We start from the raw sequence: 18,487 nt of genomic DNA, 5'->3' as shown, positions 1-18,487 counted from the left end.
TTTACAGATCGACATTGATTCCTAACATCAACTGTCGAGTCATCGGGAAGCTGAGATTACCACCTCTCTCCGGATCATAGCCATCCATATTGCTCCAGACAAAGAAGTTTTTTGCGGTAGCATACACCCTCAACCTGGAGATCGAGAGCTTTTCTAGCACGGATAGTGGCAGGTTATATCCCAAGGTAATGTCCCGAATCTTGATAAAGGAGCCATCCGCATATCGCAATGTCGAGAAATAGCGCGCATTGCCAGGGCTGGTGCCGGCATTGGGTCTTGGATAGGCGTTGGTCGGGTTTTCCGGAGTCCAGTAGTCCACGCGGGGTCCATTTTCCCTTCCGTCTATCTTGTAGGAGCCATAGGCTTCACTGACGATCATATTGCCGTCCCTGGCAAATACGAAGACCGTAAGATCAATGCCTTTAAACTCGAATCGGTTGTTGATACCGAGGTTGAATCTGGGCACGTTGCTTCCCAAAATCTTTCTGTCGTCCGGAGTGATGATTCCGTCCCCGTCTTGGTCGCGAACTTTGATCTCACCCACTACCTGTTGGTTTTGTTCAGCCTGGCTTTCTTCGCCTAGCTGCCAAATCCCGATTTTCTCGTAGTCGAAGTAGGAGGAAATCGGATAGCCGACAAACCATCCGTTGGCAAGGTCCCGATCGCCTTCGACCAACTCGATGATTTCTTCTTTGTTGCGTGCAAAAGTCACATCGGTATTCCAGCTGAATCCGCTCCGAGAATCTACGTTGACGGAGCTCAGCATTACTTCCACTCCCCGGTTACGGGTTTTGCCAATATTGTCCCAGGAGCTGGTGAAACCGGAGGTGGCAGGTACGGCACGCTCCATGAGCAAGCCGCTGGTGTTTTGTTCATAGAGGTCGAGGGTACCGGTGAGACGGTTGTTGAAAAACCCGAAGTCAAGCCCAATGTTGAGTGAAGCGGTCTCTTCCCAGCCCAGATTGGAGGCAGCGATCAGAGAAGGGTAGTATCCGAAGGCAGCGACTTCAGAAGAACCCTGATCCCAGGCATAGGTGCTTTTGCTCAGCCCACCCAAGGTCTGGTAAGGATCCACCCCGGAGTTGCCGGAGACGCCGTAGCTGAGTCGCATTTTCATCTCGCTGACCGTGGAGCTGTTGGCCAAAAAGCCCTCCTCCTTCATGATCCACGAGACGGCAGCAGAAGGGAAAAAGCCCCATTTGTTTCCTGGTGCGAGGACGGATGAGCCATCAGTTCTCAGGACTCCGTTAAACAGATATTTGTTTTTGTATTTGTAGTTGACTCTGGCAAAAAACGACGCCAAGGCACTCTCGCTCAGCGAACTGTTGATCCTGATGCCCTGCTGTGCGGCCCCAAGATTGTAAAACAACATGGTAGGTGACAAGAGGTCGAGTCCTTCGGCGAAGTAGCTTTCCGAATTGGTTCTCCAGATACTTTGCCCCAATAGCACTTGCAGGTCATGGTCGCCAAAGCCCTTGCTGTAGGTCGCAAAATTCTCCCAAGTCAGGCGCGAAAACAGGTTATTTGTGGCCCTTGCGACGGTCATGCCGTCAGGCCCCACGTCAATTGTGTTCACGCCCATGAAGACACCACGTCTGGAATTGGTGTTGTCAAGTCCCAACCTGGACGTGAAAGCGACTGTTGTTGTCGGCTTCCAGTCGAGGCTGATGTTTCCGAAAAACCTACGGTTGACCTCATTGTCCACATAGTTTCCGGGCTGCTCGTCATTGAGTGGGTTGACCGTCGTCGCATCGCCCAAAGGCAACGGGATGACATTTCCTTCTTCGTCGTAGGCGGGTCCTAATGGGCTGATTTTGTTGGCCCAGTTGAGCGGATCCCTTCTCCTATCCTGGTCCCGCAGGGTGTACATGAGGCTCGTGGAAAGCTGGAGTTTGGGGGAAACCTTGTAGTCTACCGCCATCCGGCCACTGTAGCGCTCGAATTCATCGTTTTTGAACAAGCTCTTCTCGTCAAAGTATTCCATTGAAAAGTAGTAGCTGACTTTGTCGTCGGCTCCGGCCACGCTCACCTGATGGTTTTGCTGGGATCCGTTGCTGAGCAGTTCGCTAGCCCAGTCGGAATAGATTCCATTCTGGAAGTTTTCCAATTGCTGGGGCACAAAGATATTGGCATCATCCTCTGGCCCTGACCACTCACCGACTGTCCTTCTCGACTCCCTACGTAGGTCCACCCACTCAGATGCGGTCATGATGTGGTCGTAGCTCTCCAGACTTTGAACGCTGTAATAGCTGTTGAGTGAGACTTTGGCTTTGCCCTTGGACCCACGCTTGGTCGTAATGAGGATTACGCCATTGGCGCCGAGCGTACCATATATCGCGGTCGAAGCGGCGTCTTTCAACACTTCGATGGACGCAATGTCATTTGGGTTGACGTCCATGGAAGTACCGTAGATGATCCCATCCACCAGCACCAATGGCTGATTACTTGCATTGAGGGAGCGGTTGCCGCGAATCCGCAGGTTAAGACCAGCTCCAGCCTGCCCGCTCGATTTGGTCAAGTCCAGACCCGGAACCTTGCCCTGCATGACCTCCAGTGCGTTTGTCACGGGGATGGCGGTCAGATCTTCATTTCTCACAGAAACAACTGATCCGGTCAAGTCTGACTTCTTGACGACTCCGTAGCCCACGACGACGACCTCCCCGAGATCCTGCAGTTGGGCACTCAACTGTACGTCAATCTGGCTTCGGTTTTCCACAGCTTCCTCTTCGGTAACAAATCCAATAAAGGAAAAAACAAGTGTCGCACCGGTATTTGGCACTTGGATTTCGTAGCGACCATCCAGGTCAGTAGTAGTGCCTGTCGTAGTTCCCTTCAAAACTACCGACACGCCTGGTAGGCCCTCCGGGTCGTCAGGCGTGGTTACTCTACCTGTCACTACCTTAGTTTGGGCCAAGGCAATCGATTGCACGGCGACAAAAAAGAAAATTGCCACCCATAATTTGGAAGCATAAGAGGCAGCAAGCATTGCCGCCAGCTTTTGCACCGGTTTTGGGTTAAGGATTTTATTCATAGGACTTGTTTTGGGATTTATTGAATTTTGATTTCTAGCGTTTTACAAAAACTTCAGGCTATCTCTTCACCTCGAGCGGATAGGATAATTCCAGCAGCTGTTGATTCAGGTATTTTTCAAACTCCTCCTTACTCCTAATGCCGCCTGGCTCCTGCTCCCAAGCGGCGAGGATGTAGTAGGTGAGCGTCTTCTTTTCACCGGTAAATACGGCTACATGGGAAAGCGTGTCCTCTGTCAGCTCCAATAGCTCGGCCTTGGGAAAGATTACAGCAATGCCAAGGTTATCGTCCGCCAAACTTTGTTTTCCATAGGTGGCGATGTAGCCAAAAGGCAGATCCGAATTGCTTTTGAACAATTCAGCTTTGGGGTCTTTGATCAGACCGGTGGCAAAATTCTGGATAGGGGCGGAAGAAGTCAGTTGTATTTTGGAAAGCCGCGTACCCGCGTGGATAGAGATTTGCGAACGGATATCCGTTTTGCCACCCTGCAGATTCCATCCATAATAGTTGGTCAAAACCGAGGAGTACACCGGGCCGTTTTCGGTAATCTCCGCATATAGGCTGTCCGTCTCGTCTACCCTCCGGGCTTGTCCATTTTCCCAGACGGCAATACTTCCGAGTCCGAGTGTTTTTCCTACTTTCAATACATCCATCCCCCATTCTGCCGGCTCGTGGTAGGAGTCAAAACCATCTTGGCCGACATCCTGGAGAACTGGCCTCTTTACTTTTTTACCAAAGACGTCGATGCCATTTCTCCAGTCGAGATAGAAGCGATAGCCCACCAAATCCGACTCCCAGCCGGGCCCTTCATAGCGGATAAACCAAGAATGGTCGGTGTGCTCCTTGGGCACGTGCAGGGAGTCCACATTTACGAAGTGGCCTCCAATATATTCCCGGTTTTCAAAATGCCCCCCAACTTTGTGCGACAGTTCGGCCTGAGTTCTTTTGGGATAGTTTTTCTTGGCATCTTTTGCAAAAGCCCTAAGCCGAATATCCACCGACTGGGCGGAGTTGATAATTGGGACCACAAAGCCAAGGCCCTGAAATGATGGTTCGCTGATCCATTGGGATGGCAACTCTAAGTCGTCTTGATAGACTACAAATACGGAATCTTTGGAAATGCCCGGGAGAATGTCGGAGGAAAGCGTGACCATCCCATGCTCTCGCGGAAGATCCGTGGGATTGGTAAGTACCAGAGACACTTCCTTCACGGCCTGTTGGCTAAAAGCGCCTTCCGCCTGCAAAACAACAAGGCTATAAACGCCTGCACAGAGTGCACGGCTGACTATTCGTTGGTATCTTGGGTTCATGAAATATACTTAAAAACTTTCTGGACACTCGATCGAACTATGCTTCGAGGGCAACAAGTTGTACAATCGATTGTATAAATAAAAACCTTTCATCAAAAATTTCAATACAGCCGTCTTATTCCATATTGTTTGTCAAAACATAGGAAATATCAAAATAAAGCTTCTACGCTTTACAATATGGCGATATAAATGCTTGAATTCAATTTTTCCAATTGTGAAAAATTATCATATATTGCGCAAACGATTACATCAAACTCAAGATGACTAACCCTGTTTCAACCCGATATTCCTCACATCCGGAGGATTTCAAGAAATACTCTACCAAAGAAATCAGAGAAAAGTTCCTCCTCGGGGATATCTTCCAACCTAACCAGCTTAGCGGTGTATACAGTTTGGAGGACAGACTGATCGTGGGGGGAATCCATCCCGTGGATCAGCCCGTAGCTTTGGCGGCGATCGAACAGAACAAGGCCAAGTTTTTTCTGGAAAGACGGGAAATCGGAATCATCAACGTAGGAAGCCCAACGCAGATCTCGGCAGATGGGACTACCTACGAACTCGGACACAAAGAAGCGCTGTATATCGGAAAGGGCGTGAAGGAAGTGATCTTCTACCCTAGCAAATCCGGAGACACCTACCTGTACTTCAACTCCGCGCCAGCCCACAAAAGCTGCCCAACCAAGAAAATAACCACAGCCGAGGCAGAAGTCGTCACTCTTGGTTCCTTGGAAAATTCCAACCATCGCACCATCTACAAGCTCTTGGTGAATTCCGTCGTGGAGACTTGCCAGCTGCAGATGGGAATGACAGAACTCAAACCTGGCTCCGTATGGAACACCATGCCCAGCCACACCCACGACCGGCGCATGGAAGCATATTTCTATTTTGACTTGAGTGAAAACAACGCAGTGGCGCACTTCATGGGGCGTCCGGATGAGACCCGCGTGGTTTGGATGAAAAACCACCAAGCGATCATCTCCCCTCCTTGGTCGATTCACAGCGGGGCGGGAACGTCAAACTATACTTTCATTTGGGGAATGGCCGGCGAAAACATGGACTACGGAGACATGGATGCGGTCAAGCCTACAGAACTGAAATAACCATGAAGCCGAATTTTGATCTCAGCGGAAAAGTTGCGTTGGTAACTGGCGCGACGCACGGACTCGGGATGGCCATGGCCAAAGCCTTGGCAAGCTATGGCGCCACTTTGGTGGTCAATGGCCATACACCATCCAAGATGGAAGCTGCCTTGGCAGAATATGAAAAGGTCGGAATAATCGCCCATCCTTTTCTCTTCAATGTCACCGACGCGCTGACCGTAGATCAGGCGATCGGGAGGATCGAGCGGGAAATAGGGCCGATAGACATACTGGTAAACAACGCGGGCATGATCCAACGCACCCCGGCTCTGGAGATGGATCCTGCTGATTTCCGAAAAATTCTGGACGTGGACTTGGTGTCTCCATTTATCATGTCACAGCGGGTTGCACAATCCATGATAAATCGCAAATCTGGGGGAAAAATCATCAACATTTGTTCGATGATGAGCGAATTGGGCCGAAATACTGTCAGTGCCTATGCTGCTGCAAAAGGAGGATTGAAAATGTTGACCCGAAACCTTGCTACTGAATGGGCAAAGTACAATATTCAGGTCAACGGAATCGGTCCCGGATATTTTGCGACAGAGCAGACGGCTCCGATACGAGTGGACGGACATCCTTTCAATGAATTCATCATCAACCGCACGCCCGCAGCCAGATGGGGAAACCCCGAAGACCTGGGAGGCGCCGCCGTATTTCTCGCAAGTTCTGCCAGCGATTTCATCAATGGCCAGATTCTCTACGTGGACGGGGGCATACTCGCTACCATAGGAAAGCCCGTCGGGGAACAATAGCCTAGACCTCGCGCCATTAACAATCGCCCATACCTATCTAATGAAAAACAAAAAGGCAACCATCCATGAGATCGCCGCGAAACTCAACATCACAGCCAGCACGGTCTCAAGGGCACTGAACAACAATCCGCGGATTTCGGAAGAGACCAAAAAGAGAGTACAGAAGGTAGCCAAGCAGATCAACTACCAGCCCAACCACATCGCCTCAGCGCTGCGCAGCGGCAAAAGCCGGCTGATCGGGGTCATCGTCCCTACCGCCAACAGAAATTTCTTTTCCTCAGTGATCCGGGGAATTGAAGATCTCGCCAATGTCTTCAACTACAAGATCATCATCTCCCAGTCCTACGACGAATATGAAAAGGAGGTCCAAAACGTAGAGGCCTTGCTTAACGCGAGAGTGGATGGAATCATCGCCTCATTTGGCAAGGAAACCGAAAATTTTGACCACTTTCTGAAAGTCATCGAAAAAGGAATCCCTTTGGTGCTCTTTGACAGAACGGCGGATGTGCTGGATGTAAGCCACGTCATACTTGACGACTACCTCGGCGCTTATCAGGCGGTTGACCACCTGATCAAAAGCGGATGCAGGAGAATTGTCCACTTTACCAACCTACAGCGCATCAACATTTACACGGAAAGGAAACGTGGCTACGAAGACGCCCTGAAAGCCAATGGACTGGAAGTCGACCCCGCATTGATCCTCTACGGAAGTATGCAGCTGGAAGACGGCAGAAGACTCACCGAGGAAATCCTGGAGAAGAAACTCGACTTTGACGGAATCTTTTCATCCGCCGACTACGCTATCATGGGGGCCCTCCAAGTCCTCAAAAGCCACGGTATCGCAGTGCCCGGAAAAGTCAAACTGGTAGGATTTGGAAACGAGCCCTTCACCTCCTTTACCGATCCTACCATCACCACGGTAGATCAAAAAAGCATTGCGATGGGCAAGATCACCGCCGAGACCTTCTTCGAAATCCTGAACAGCAAGGCTCTTGAAGCTGTCTCAAAGAAGACAATTCTGAAACCGGAACTTATCATCCGAGAGTCTTCCAAGTAATCCCCACTCTCTTGCCCGAACAAAAATGGCAACCTCGATTTGAGGTTGCCATTTTCTTTGATAGCGATCCAGCCCTTATCTCGCGTAATTGACCGCGCGCATTTCCCGAATCACCGTGATCTTGATCTGACCCGGGTACTGCATTTCCTTTTCGATTTTCTGGGAAATGTCAAAAGAGAGTTTGCTTGCTTTTTGATCGTCGACATTGTCAGCGTCAACCAAGATTCTAAGCTCACGCCCGGCCTGCATCGCGAAGCATTTGTTTACCCCATCAAATCCAAGAGCCAGTTCCTCCAGTTCTTTCAGTCTTTTCACATAGCTGTCCATGATCTCTCGACGAGCCCCAGGCCTTGAACCAGAGATCGCATCCGATGCCTGTACAATCGGCGAGATCATCGAAGTCATCTCGATCTCATCATGGTGGGCTCCAATGGCATTGCAGATTTCAGGATGTTCTTTGTAGCGCTTGGCCAGCTCCATCCCGAGGATGGCGTGGGGCAGCTCCTGTTCTTCAGGCCAAACTTTCCCGATATCGTGCAGCAAGCCGGCACGCTTGGCAAGTTTGGCGTTCAAGCCCATCTCAGCCGCCATGGTTGAGGCAAGCTTTGCCACCTCGCGGGAGTGCTGTAGCAGGTTTTGTCCATAGGAGGACCTGAATCTCATTCTGCCGACCATTTTGATCAGCTCCGGATGAAGGCCATGGATACCGAGGTCTATGCAGGTTCTCTCGCCGATCTCCACGATCTCTTCTTCTATATTTTTCTCGGTCTTGGCTACCACCTCTTCGATACGGGCTGGGTGGATTCTGCCATCCTGCACCAGTCTGTGCAAGGAAAGTCTGGCTATCTCCCTTCTCACCGGATCAAAGCCTGAAATGATGATTGCCTCAGGCGTATCGTCAACGACGATTTCCACGCCGGTCGCCGCTTCCAGGGCCCGGATGTTGCGTCCCTCACGCCCGATGATTTTGCCCTTGATATCGTCACTCTCGATGTTGAAGACGGATACGCAGTTTTCCACAGCGTGCTCTGTGGCAGTACGCTGGATCGTGTCGAGTACGATCTTCTTGGCTTGCTTGGTCGCAGTCAGCTTGGCCTCGTCGAGGATATCCTTGATTTGGGAAGAAGCCTTAGTCTGTGCCTCTTCGGTGAGCATGGTCACGATCTGGTCTCTCGCTTCCTCCCGTGTCAGTCCGGCCACCTTTTCCAGATCGGCGATGCGTTGGTTGGTGACCCTGTCGAGTTCTTCCTTTTTCACCTGCACCGCATGCAGCTGCGCATTGAGGTTCTCTTTTTTGCTATCCAATTCCGCCTCTTTGCGCTTGAGTACTTCCTGTTCTTTTGCAACTTGCTGCTGGAGTTGCTTGACCTTGTTTTCGTTGGTGATGATGATGCTCTTCTTGTTGTTCATCTCCTCATCAAACTCACTCTTAAGCTTTAGAAACTTTTCCTTAGCTTCCAAAATGCGGTCTTTTTTGATCGTCTCTGCGGAAAGTTCCGCCTCCCTAAGCATGGATTTTACCCTCTCTTTGGTTTCTTCTTCCAGCTTTGCATTTTTATTTTTGATGAAAAATCCCGCCAATGCGGCACCCCCGCCAAGCCCCGCCAGGGCTGCAAGGATGATAAATAGTACGTCTGCCATAGGTGTTTATATAGTTATACTCCCTACCGGCTCCGAAAATCCCAGAAATAAGTGGATATCAATAATCAAACAGCCTTGGTCAGCAAGGCTGAGATATGGGAAATGCTTTTGCGGATATGCTCGCTATCTTCGGCATTGACCTCGTTGGTCTCTAGTGACTCTACCATACAGTCAAAGGCGACCATGGCCAGCAGATCCTGTACGTCATCCAGACCAAATTCGGCTTTATACTTCCTCAATTTTTCATTAATCAGTTTTCCCGCATGTCTGATTTTAGCCTCGTCTTCAGGCCGCACACGCATGGGATACTCCCTTTCTCCGATTTTCACTCTGATGGCCAGCGTCTCCATATCATTCGGAAAGGTAAGTGATCAAATGATCGATTTCTTGTATATAATTATTGATTAAGTCACTCATTTCGGTGGCATCCTCTGGATTCACCGGTCGGTTGTCCACAATGTTACTAATTTTAATCTTATTTTTAAAATGATGGATTTCCTGCTCTTTTTGATGGATTTCTTGCTCAAGCTGAGCCACTCGAGCCCTTAACTGCTCATTGTCAGCACTCATGGACTCGATTTTTTTGCCCGCCTGCACGGCTAGCTTTTCCAATTTTTGCAGTTCCTCGTGAATCATTTTTAGCTTCTGATGATGGCGCCCACCTGATCCTGGAAGGCCTGAATCAATTTACTCATAGTTTTGTCAATTACCTTGTCGGTAAGCGTATTTTCCTGGTCCTGTAGGTGAAAGCTCAAGGCATAGGCTTTTTTGCCCGCATCGATCTTGTCCCCCTGATATACATCAAATACGCCAATCCGTTTCACCAGCTTTCCTCCCGCTTTTTCGGCTACATTTTTGACCTCGGCGTAGGTGACCGAGCGGTCGATCACCAGGGAAAGATCCCTGCGCACCTCGGGAAACTTGGAGATTTCGCCATACTTCTTCAATCCGGAAGCTTTCTTAGCCAAAAGATCCCAATCCAGCTCCGCAAACCAAACCTCCTGACGCACTTCGGCAAGCTTCAGGATCTTCTCATCCACAAGGCCGACAGTCCCCAGCTCCTTCTCTCCTAGCTTTAAAGTCAAGCCATAAGCCAAAGGTGCGGACTCTTTCATGCTCACCTGTCCCAAGTCTATATTCAGCCTTTCGAGGATTCGCTCGACCGTGGCATAGATATCCGAGAAGCCAAAAGCCCGCTCGGGCTCGATCCAGCTCTCAGAAGAACGGTTGCCGGAATGAAAAATTGCCAGCCTACGCCCCTCTTTGTATCCCTCAGTTGCTTTTTGATAGACCGTACCAAACTCAAAGCACTTGAGATCGGTCTGACGACGGTTGATGTTGTGAGCTAAAACTTCCAGTCCGCTAAACAGCAAGGTCTGCCGCATCACGCCCAAGTCTTCGCTGAGTTTGTTAAAGATCTCCACATTGACCGAGGGATCGAGGTAACCCGACTTCTCTGCATAGACGGGCTTGGTCAGGCTGTTGGTGATCAACTCAAAATACCCTTGTCCTGCCAGCATCTCGCTGAGGCGGTACTGAAGTTTGTTTAGATCTTTTACCGGATGCTCCGCGAGGTAATCCGTCTTTAGATTTTCTGAAAGTTCAACTTGATGGAATCCATGGATCCTAAGAATTTCCTCGATGATATCCGCCTCGCGGGTGACATCCACACGGTAAGGCTTGACGATGGCGGTAAAGCCATCGGCCGTCTCATTTGCTACTTTGATCTCCAGACTTTCTAGGATTGACTTGACCTCGGAAGGTTCAATTTTCTTTCCGATCAGTCGATTGACATGGCCGTAGCTCACCTCCACGACAAAGTCCTGGATAGGGTCCGGATACAAATCGACAATCTCCGAGGCGACTTTTGCCCCGGCGAGTTCCTGAAGCAAAGCCACTGACTTCTTCAAAGCGTATACCGGCATATTGGGATCAGTTCCCCGCTCGAAGCGGAAGGAAGCGTCGGTCTTCAGGCCATGGACCTGAGAGCCTTTCCGAATCACGTCCGGCGAGAAATAAGCCGATTCCAGAAAGATGGAAGTGGTCCCCTCACTTACTCCCGAATGCTCACCTCCAAAAATTCCGGCGATGCACATCCCTCCTTGGGCGTCATTGATCATGAGTTCCTCCCCTGAAAGCTTGCGTTCTTTTCCATCGAGTGTCACGAAAGGAGTCCCTTTGGGAAGCTTTCCGACGATGATTTTTCCTTCGGCAATCTTGTCCGCGTCAAAGGCATGGAGCGGCTGCCCTAGATCATGCAGGATAAAATTGGTGATGTCCACCACATTGTTGATCGGCTCAAGATCGAGGGACCGGAGGAAGTTTTGCAGCCACTGGGGAGAAGGACCAACTTTCAAATCAGTCAATACAACACCGGCATACCTTGGGCAATCGATCGCATTTTCTACCTCTACCGTAATGGAAGGACCAGATTTCTCAACAGCCAACGGTTCTTCTTGACCCAAAGCCACTTCTCTTCCCAATAGCGCCTGAAGATCGCGCGCAACTCCAAGGTGGGAAGCCGCATCGGCCCTGTTGGGAGTCAATCCAATCTCGAGGATATGGTCCTGGGAAACTTCAAAATACTCGGAAGCAGGTGTCCCGTTGGGAAGGTCGGTGTCCAACACCATGATGCCGGCGTGGGATGAGCCAATTCCGATCTCGTCTTCCGCGCAGATCATTCCCTCAGAAACTTGCCCGCGGATCTTGGCTTTTTTGATTTCAAAGGGCTCTCCTTCTGAAGGGTATAGTTTTGCCCCCACTGTGGCTACCACTACCTTTTGGCCTTTGGCCACATTGGGAGCTCCACAGACGATGGGCACGATTCCGGTACCGATGTCCACGGAGGTGAGGCTTAGTTTGTCCGCGTCAGGATGCTTTTCGCAAGAAAGCACCTCTCCGATGACGACTCCTTCCAAGCCTCCCGGTACCGAAACAAACTTCTCCACTCCCTCTACTTCCAAGCCTGACCGGGTGAGTAGGGCGGCGATTTCTTCGGGACTTTCGGGGAGTGGAATATAAGTTTTGAGTCTATTGATAGAGATTTTCATCAGCTTAATTTTAGCAGGAAATTAGTCCTGGTCTTTAACAAAAAAGGTGCGTTGGCACCTTTTCAAAATCAGTCCGGCAAATTTAAAAGAATTGCAGGAGGGCTTGTCTATTCCTTGTAATTTTTCTCGCCCGCAGCTATCGCGATATCCAAAAGGTTTTCCTTGGGAGGAATGGGACAGGCGTAGTCTGGATTGTAAGCGCAGTAGGGATTATAGGCCAAATTGAAATCCAGTGTGATACTGTTCTTCCCATCTTGGCGCACATTGAGGTAGCGCCCACCGCCGTAGGTCTCCTTGGCACTGGTCTCGTCGGCAAAAGCCAGGAAAAAATTGCGCTTGTCCGCCTCGTCCATCGCCTGAAGAAGGAGTAGCTTGTTTGTCTTTCCGCCCAATTCAAACTCGGCGTAGGAATGCTCGATGTATCGCTGCATCGAGCCGTCGGTGAGTGGCACTTCCCTAACTTTCTTGTTTTCTATGGGCAGTAGCCTTGCTTTTACCTTATAGGAGGGATCGATGTCATAAAAGGTCAAAGAGGCAAACTTGGCCTTCTGCTCCTCGGTAAGCGGTGAGTCAATATTGAATCTGATGAACTTATACTGGCGCTCGCGCTCCTTTTCTATCTTTTCGATGTAGTCTTCAGGCGTCTCCCCTGCGGTAAACATGTAGCCCACCGCGGTCACAACCACAATTCCCACTACTATTAGGATAATCTGACTTGCTTTCATCTGTCTGTAATTGATTTTTCTATGGCCAGATGGAACGCGCTGGATACTTAACCCATCTGCAAAAGCTTTCAGCTTGAGCGTTTCATGAACTAGAGTATGCCTTCATCGGCGAAGCTAAAATAGCCACGATCCGAAAATATCACATGATCTAAGACGGGCAAATCCAAGTCACGGCCAATTTTCACCAGTCGCTCGGTCAATTTTTTGTCCTGCTCGGAAGGCGACAAACTTCCACTCGGGTGATTGTGGACCAAAATAAGTGATTGGGCTAGATGCTCCAACGCTATCTTGAATACCACCTTCGCATCCACCACAGTGCCGCTCGTCCCACCTTGGCTGATCAGATGTTTTTTGATTACGAAATTAGAACGAGTCAAAAGCACCAGGTAAAAATGCTCAACCACCTCATCGTAAAGATCGGGCCTCATCAGCTCATAAATATCCTGTGAACTGCTAATCTTAACGCGCGGAGTGGGCTCCTGCTCCTTTCTTCTTCTTCCGAGTTCAAGTGCGGCGACAATAGATATAGCTTTGGCCTCTCCGATTCCCTTGAATTTCATCAGGTCTTTCACCGATAGTTTGGCTAGCGAAGCCAGGTCGTAGTTCACTTCACGAAGGATCATTCTGGAGAGATCGACGGCGCTCATCGTCCTAGTCCCCGAACCGATCAGAATGGCGATCAGCTCTGCGTCCGAAAGCACGGATTTTCCTTTGAGCAAAAGTTTCTCCCTGGGCCGATCCTCTTCCGCCAATTCGGAAATCTTGATCGAAGTCGCCTGATTCATAGGTAATGCCTAAAAAAAGTTGAACTAAATCTACCTATAAAAGCACAATAAAAAAACCCTGCTTTTCGGGCAGGGTTTTGATAAGAAAGTCTTTTAGAAATCAAGCCATCGCGTTCACGAACTTGGCCAATCTAGATTTCTTGTTACTAGCGTTGTTTTTGTGGATCACATTCTTCTTCGCCAATTTGTCCAGCATAGAAACAACCTTCTTGTAAAGCTCCATCGCTTCTACTTTGTCCGTAGCAGCTTTCAGCTTTTTGATGAAAGTTCTAGTGGTTTTGGCTTGATATCTGTTTCTCAAACGCTTCGCTTCGTTGGCACGAATTCTCTTAAGAGCTGATTTGTGATTTGCCATATCTCGTTTTTAACTTAAATTTCTTTACGTTCCCCTATTCCGAATTGGAGTGCAAAGTTATTGTAAATAATTAATTCTGCCAAAGGAATTTTAAACATTCCTTTTCTATCCGCCTTATCCCAAACCAGAATATTTGGCCCAAACAGCAAAACAGGCTGCAAATATAGACTTTTTTAAACCTTAAAAAGACAATTGTTTTGACTATTTTCAGGAATGAGGCTTTATACGATCTGGGCATTTCTCCTTCTTTTTCTACCCCGGGGAGATGGGGATTGGGGATTTTACGCCCATTCCCTGATTAATAGACAAGCGGTATTCTCCCTTCCTCCGGAGATGGTCGGGTTTTACAAAAGCCACATCGAATTCATCGCTGAAAATGCGGTCAATCCCGACAAAAGAAGATATGCGGTAGCCGGAGAGGCCGAAAAACACTTTATCGATCTGGATATCTACGGGGACAGCGCTTTGGTCTTGCCCCCCAAATATTGGCCGGAAGCGATTGAAAAATTCACGGAGGACAGCCTGCGCAATCATGGGATAGGACCCTGGAGCGCTTATCGGACCATGCTAAGCCTCACTAGCGCTTTTGAGGAAAAGAATGCCTCAGCTATTCTAAGGTTTTCGGCAGATCTGGGCCATTACCTCGGCGACCTCAACGTCCCACTTCACACCACCAAAAACTACAATGGCCAACTCACCGGGCAGGAGGGTATCCATGGTTTTTGGGAGAGCCGCGTACCGGAACTGCTTGCCTCCGACTATTCGCTTTGGATAGGGAAAGCGGAATATGTAGAAAAGCCCCAATTGGCGATCTGGGATGCCGTGGCAATTGCCCACTCTCAGGTCGACAGCGTCTTGGCTTTGGAAAGGCAACTCAGCCAGCAATTTCCGGAGGACCAGAAATACAGCTATGAGGAGAGAAATGGCTTGACAGTCCGGGTATACGCCAGGGAGTTCACCGAATCCTATGACAAGGCATTGGATGGAATGGTCGAACGGCAAATGCGCAAATCCATCAAGATGATCGCCGACTTTTGGTACACCGCCTGGATCAATGCCGGACAACCGGACTTGAAAACTCTAGGGCAGACTGCGGTAGAAGAAGAAAAGACAAACGCAGATCCTAAGCTGAAGGTCAGGGAGCATTAGCTGAAGCGAGAAGGCTGAAGTGAGAAAGCTGAAGCGAGAAGGCTGAAGTCAAAAAGCCGAATTTGGAAGACACAATCCACAACAACTAATTCAACCTTATGGATAGAGACTTGAAAACAAGAACCAAAATATTTGCCTTGGAAATCATCAAGTTTGTTTCAGAGCTCCCGAAAACCACCGCTGGATTTGAACTTGGGAGGCAGGTATTGAGATCCGCCACCTCTATTGGCGCCAATTATCGTTCTTCCCAAAGGGGACGTAGCAGAGCTGAATTCATTTCCAAATTGTCCATTGTTCAGGAAGAAGCGGACGAAACTGTATTTTGGCTTGAACTTATCCAAGAGAGCGAATTGCCCTCAAAGGAAATCACCTCACCACTTATAAAAGAAGCTGATGAATTGACTGCGATATTTACCACCATGGTCATAAACGCAAAAAAGAACTCCTAAGAGCCTTTTTCAGATTTCTCGCTTCAGCTTTCAGAATTCACACTTCAGCTTTCTGACTTCAAATACTGTCCGATCGCTTTTCCCAGTCTCCTAAACGTGTCTTTGAACACCTCTTCATCTTCCTCCAACAGCGTCACTCGGAAGCCTCTCAGATCTGAGCAAAAAGATGATATCGGCACCACACAGATCCGCTCGGAGACGAGCAAATAGTATACAAAGCGCTTATCCAAAGGCATTTCCGGGTCATCCAGCCAAGTATCAAGAAGCACTTGAAGCTTCGGATCTTCGACGGGTAGTGACTGGTTTGGAGAAAGCAGATTCTCGTCAAACACGATGGTGTTGTAAAAGGCCCCTTGCGTTGGATTGAATTTGATCCCCGGAATATCGCCAAGAATCTCCCGCATCCAGTCGGATCGCTTTCCGATCTGTTCATTGGCCAGCTCTCGATAGGCTTGGTATTCCGGATGACTCATGATCCTCGGGATTGCCAATTGAGGCAAGATAGTGGAGCAAACCTCAATCATCTTGGCGTTTTCCAAAGTCTGGCAAAGCTTGGAAAATTCCTTGGAAGCCTCTCGGTTATAAAACTCCATCCAGCCGCATCTAGCTCCCGGCCAGGGAAATTCCTTGGATATCCCCTTGAGAGAAATCGCAGGCCGAGTTCCTATCACCTCGGAAAGAGCCACAGCCTTGATCCCGTTATAGGTGATATTCTGGTAGATCTCATCGGTGATCAGGAGAAGGTTAAACTCTTCGGCAATCTTCACAAAGTCTTCCAATACTTCCTTAGGATAGACCATCCCCGTCGGGTTGTCCGGATTGATGATCAGGATGCCGACAATGGACGGATTGTATTTCACCTTCAAGTACAAGTCTTCCATATCCGGCAACCACTGGTTGTCTGGATCGAGCTTGTAAGTGATCGGTGCGGTATTGGCATGTGCCGCTTCGGCAGAACTGTGAGTGGAGTAAGCCGGTGAAGGCCCGATAATGCGGGCGGTCGGAATCAGGAACTGGTACAGTTTGGCGATGGCATCACCCAGCCCATTGAAGAAAAGGATATCCTCAGCGGAGATCAGCGTACCTCCTTTTTCATTGTTGAGACCGGCCAGGAATTTTCGGGTTTCCAGCACTCCTTTGGAATCTGCGTAGCCGTAGGTCTTATCCTCCTTAAGCAGATCCGCAATGATTTCCTTCATCCAGGCTGGCACCGTATTGTGTTTCTGGATGGGGTCGCCGATGTTTTCCCAAGTCATGGTGTAGCCAAGCGCTTCGATCTGCCTCGCTTTCTTTACAATCCCGCGGATTTCATAGTTCAGTTCTTCAGCACCGGGTCTAAGGAGTAGCTGTCTCATAGGTCAATAGGTTTGGAAAAAAATTCCGCTGCAAAGAAAAGGAAAAGAGAATTGATAATTCAGTAAAATGGCCAATAGCATGCCTGCCAGTGCCAAAATTCCCTGCCCCTCCCCCGCGATGACGTTTTTCAGACTTGTGACTTCCGACTTTCCGATTACCAGATCTACCAACTGCTACTGCCAACTATCATTCAGCTTTCAGACTTCAGATTTCAGCCTTCCCACTTTACCATTCAGAATTCCCAACCTGCTTTCTCCCACTGCGTTCAGATATTCTAGCCCAAAATGCGCATTGCCCCTTCAAACCTATTCCTTTATAACAAGCTCCTGCTCCAGTGATCCCTGTTCTTCTTCGAATTCTCATATTCCTGCTCTTTCTAGGACTAATCGACTGGTATTCCTACCAGGCATTCAAGACGCTATTTCCAACCCAAACTTGGGTTAAGGTGGGCTTCTGGCTCTTTTCCATCGCCATCTACCTGTTTACCATCTTTGTTTTCATGACCTTCGACCGGGGTAGTATCGGCTTGAATTTTGGCAGGCTTATATCCCTTTTGGTCCTTTCCATCCTTCCCAAGCTAATTATCCTTGCCATCCTGTTTGGCGAAGACGTACTTCGCTTTGTCACCGGAATATTTCAATCCGTCAGCGGAAATGACAGGGAGGGCTTTTTGCCCGAGCGACGAAAATTTATCAGCCAAACGGCCTTGGTACTCTCCGCGATCCCTTTCTTGGGAATACTACACGGCGTATTGATCGGCAAATACCGCTACCGGGTGGTCAATCATACGCTGGAATTCGACGACCTACCGGAGGAGTTTGACGGCTTCACCATCACCCAAATCTCGGACATCCACTCCGGAAGCTTTGACAACAAAAAGAAGCTGGAATACGGTGTAGACCTGATCAACCAGCAGGGATCCGATGTCATCCTCTTCACCGGAGATCTGGTCAACAACCATGCTGGCGAAATGGAGCCTTGGATCGACACTTTCAACAAGCTGAAAGCTCCGATGGGCAAGTTTTCCATCCTCGGCAATCACGACTATGGAGACTACATGTCCTGGCCGAGCCAAGAAGCCAAGCGAGCGAATTTGGATCGGCTCTATGAAATCCAGAAAGAACTGGGCTTTCGGTTGCTTCGCAACGAAAGTGTCCAAATTGAAAAGGGAAATTCCAGCATAGACCTGATTGGCGTGGAAAACTGGGGAAAAGGCTTTGCGCAGCATGGAGACCTGCCAAAAGCTACCGCAAACCTCAACGAGCGAAGTTTTAAGATCCTGATGAGCCACGATCCCTCCCACTTCGATGAGCAGGTCAAAAGCTTTTCCCAATTTATCCACCTCACGCTTAGCGGACATACCCATGGGATGCAGTTTGGAATAGAGATCCCCGGACTTATCAAGTGGAGCCCGGTCTCCTTCCGCTATCCCAAATGGGCGGGGCTATACAAGGAGCTGGGCCGCTACCTGCATGTCAACCGCGGCTTTGGATTTTTGGCCTTTCCGGGTCGGGTAGGGATATGGCCGGAGATCACGGTACTGGAGTTGAGGAAGAAGTAACGTTCGCATATAAAGCGTGCCGGCAGACCAAATTAATAATTAATCATCAACTTCTGCCGGCATGATTTATATGCATTGTTAGGCACAGTACTTTTCACTTACTGTTTTTACAAGTGTTACTATTC

16 protein-coding genes are annotated in these 18,487 nt (G+C 49.2%); 6 read left to right on the top strand and 10 right to left on the bottom strand.

What is annotated here, in order from left to right; genetic code table 11:
* Position 1 precedes the first annotated feature (1 nt).
* Positions 2-3,031 carry a SusC/RagA family TonB-linked outer membrane protein gene (locus J0A67_RS19405; RefSeq protein WP_241265264.1) on the bottom strand — a complete coding sequence of 1,010 codons (3,030 nt, stop codon included), beginning with the start codon at positions 3,029-3,031 and terminating at the stop codon, positions 2-4.
* 58 nt (positions 3,032-3,089) lie between these two features.
* A complete protein-coding gene (locus J0A67_RS19400; RefSeq protein ID WP_206571054.1) occupies positions 3,090-4,340 on the bottom strand; it encodes a DUF4861 domain-containing protein in 1,251 nt (416 codons plus the stop codon).
* Between the two features lie 260 nt (positions 4,341-4,600).
* Between J0A67_RS19400 and kduI the strand changes: the two genes are divergently transcribed.
* From kduI to J0A67_RS19385, 3 genes are read left to right on the top strand one after another with little or no spacing between them, the layout of a single operon-like run.
* Positions 4,601-5,440 (top strand): 5-dehydro-4-deoxy-D-glucuronate isomerase, encoded by an 840-nt coding sequence (kduI, locus tag J0A67_RS19395; RefSeq protein WP_206571053.1) that lies wholly within the window; start codon positions 4,601-4,603, stop codon positions 5,438-5,440.
* A gap of 2 nt (positions 5,441-5,442) precedes the next feature.
* Entirely contained in the window at positions 5,443-6,234 is a 792-nt protein-coding gene (locus J0A67_RS19390) for a gluconate 5-dehydrogenase (protein ID WP_206571052.1), read from the top strand.
* Between the two features lie 40 nt (positions 6,235-6,274).
* A complete protein-coding gene (locus J0A67_RS19385; RefSeq protein WP_206571051.1) occupies positions 6,275-7,291 on the top strand; it encodes a LacI family DNA-binding transcriptional regulator in 1,017 nt (338 codons plus the stop codon).
* A gap of 75 nt (positions 7,292-7,366) precedes the next feature.
* Here J0A67_RS19385 and rny read toward each other — a convergent pair whose 3' ends face one another.
* The 7 genes from rny to rpsT form a co-directional block, all read right to left on the bottom strand.
* On the bottom strand, positions 7,367-8,932 hold the full coding sequence (gene rny / locus J0A67_RS19380) for a ribonuclease Y (RefSeq protein WP_206571050.1): 1,566 nt from the start codon (positions 8,930-8,932) through the stop codon (positions 7,367-7,369).
* Positions 8,933-8,997: 65 nt separating this feature from the next.
* Positions 8,998-9,282, bottom strand: a complete 285-nt coding sequence (locus J0A67_RS19375) for a cell division protein ZapA (RefSeq protein WP_206571049.1) — start codon at positions 9,280-9,282, stop codon at positions 8,998-9,000.
* 1 nt (position 9,283) lies between these two features.
* Positions 9,284-9,568, bottom strand: coding sequence for a hypothetical protein (locus J0A67_RS19370; RefSeq protein WP_206571048.1), 285 nt, complete (start codon positions 9,566-9,568; stop codon positions 9,284-9,286).
* 2 nt (positions 9,569-9,570) lie between these two features.
* Positions 9,571-11,982 carry a phenylalanine--tRNA ligase subunit beta gene (gene pheT, locus J0A67_RS19365; protein WP_206571047.1) on the bottom strand — a complete coding sequence of 804 codons (2,412 nt, stop codon included), beginning with the start codon at positions 11,980-11,982 and terminating at the stop codon, positions 9,571-9,573.
* Between the two features lie 107 nt (positions 11,983-12,089).
* A complete protein-coding gene (locus tag J0A67_RS19360; protein ID WP_206571046.1) occupies positions 12,090-12,707 on the bottom strand; it encodes a DUF1684 domain-containing protein in 618 nt (205 codons plus the stop codon).
* 89 nt (positions 12,708-12,796) lie between these two features.
* Positions 12,797-13,492: a RadC family protein gene (gene radC, locus J0A67_RS19355; protein WP_206571045.1), complete on the bottom strand. Its 696-nt coding sequence runs from the start codon at positions 13,490-13,492 to the stop codon at positions 12,797-12,799.
* A gap of 100 nt (positions 13,493-13,592) precedes the next feature.
* The gene (gene rpsT / locus J0A67_RS19350; protein WP_206571044.1) at positions 13,593-13,847 is read right to left on the bottom strand and encodes a 30S ribosomal protein S20; all 255 of its coding nucleotides are present in this window, start codon (positions 13,845-13,847) and stop codon (positions 13,593-13,595) included.
* A gap of 213 nt (positions 13,848-14,060) precedes the next feature.
* On the opposite strand from rpsT, the gene J0A67_RS19345 reads away from it, so the two are divergent.
* Positions 14,061-14,996 carry a zinc dependent phospholipase C family protein gene (locus J0A67_RS19345; protein ID WP_241265263.1) on the top strand — a complete coding sequence of 312 codons (936 nt, stop codon included), beginning with the start codon at positions 14,061-14,063 and terminating at the stop codon, positions 14,994-14,996.
* A 98-nt stretch (positions 14,997-15,094) separates the two neighbouring features.
* Positions 15,095-15,445, top strand: coding sequence for a four helix bundle protein (locus J0A67_RS19340; protein ID WP_206571043.1), 351 nt, complete (start codon positions 15,095-15,097; stop codon positions 15,443-15,445).
* Positions 15,446-15,489: 44 nt separating this feature from the next.
* Here J0A67_RS19340 and J0A67_RS19335 read toward each other — a convergent pair whose 3' ends face one another.
* On the bottom strand, positions 15,490-16,800 hold the full coding sequence (locus J0A67_RS19335) for a pyridoxal phosphate-dependent aminotransferase (protein ID WP_206571042.1): 1,311 nt from the start codon (positions 16,798-16,800) through the stop codon (positions 15,490-15,492).
* Positions 16,801-17,135: 335 nt separating this feature from the next.
* Here J0A67_RS19335 and J0A67_RS19330 point away from each other — a divergent pair, with 335 nt between their 5' ends.
* Positions 17,136-18,362 (top strand): metallophosphoesterase, encoded by a 1,227-nt coding sequence (locus J0A67_RS19330; protein ID WP_206571041.1) that lies wholly within the window; start codon positions 17,136-17,138, stop codon positions 18,360-18,362.
* Positions 18,363-18,487: the final 125 nt, after the last annotated feature.

It is taken from the genome of Algoriphagus aestuariicola, assembly GCF_017254835.1.
Classification (GTDB): domain Bacteria; phylum Bacteroidota; class Bacteroidia; order Cytophagales; family Cyclobacteriaceae; genus Algoriphagus; species Algoriphagus aestuariicola.
The sequence above is the reverse complement of the archived record's forward strand: the minus strand, read 5'-3'. Positions and strand labels throughout refer to the sequence as shown.